The 707-nt window shown below is 63.2% G+C and carries 2 protein-coding genes; both read right to left on the reverse strand.

Annotated elements, in window-relative coordinates; genetic code table 11:
• The coding region (locus E8F11_RS00145) for a DUF2931 family protein (RefSeq protein WP_280286774.1) at positions 1 to 466 on the reverse strand (466 nt) is incomplete at its 3' end.
• The coding region (locus E8F11_RS00150) for a DUF2931 family protein (RefSeq protein ID WP_280286775.1) at positions 466 to 707 on the reverse strand (242 nt) is incomplete at its 5' end. The genes E8F11_RS00145 and E8F11_RS00150, both read right to left, overlap by 1 nt.

Consider the following 707-nt stretch of genomic DNA (forward strand, 5'->3'; position numbering starts at 1 on the left):
GGCCCATATAGAGTGAGGCACGGTAACGTGAGACTCTGTCCGGCTTTTGTGGGCAGCGCCAGGTGACTGACTCGCGCATGATTTGCCGTGCTTCCTCTGGGATTTCCACCCAAGCGCGGTAGGTCTGCGGTTCGACGATGGACTGCCAGCGCACGTAGATGCGCTGGGGCAGGTCGGCGCCGACCACCGCGATTCCGCTGGGTCCTGCTCCTCCGTCCCATCCGCGTGCGGCCTCGGTGCCATCCTCCGGTTCATCGCCGGCGGCTGAGCCACCGCCGGTATTTCGGAACAGACGGCCGCGGATATCGATCACTGCGCTGTCCTCGACCCACACCTTCATATAGGCAGGATGGACGAAACCCAGGCTCCACCAGGGATTGTGATCATCTTGGGCACCAGACAGCGGGTCCATGGGCTGGCAGCCGCTGACCAGCAGCAGGCCCAGCAGGGCAAGCAGACGCTTCATCACCAGCTCCCATAGGGGATGCCGAACTGTTCGATATAGCGCTTGGCCTTTTCGCTGGGCTTGTAGGCATAGCGTCCTTCGTTACGTCCCTGGTCCGGCCCCAGCGGCTCCACCTCGGCTTGGGCGCGGGCGACCTTGACCAGTTTGGAGCAGCGATCACGGACCCAGACCTGGATGATGCCGCCCGGGGCCAGGCCCATATAGAGTGAGGCACGGTAACGTGAGACTCTGTCCGGCTTTT

The sequence above is a fragment of the Pseudomonas sp. BN417 genome, assembly GCF_029871205.1.
Taxonomy (GTDB): domain Bacteria; phylum Pseudomonadota; class Gammaproteobacteria; order Pseudomonadales; family Pseudomonadaceae; genus Metapseudomonas.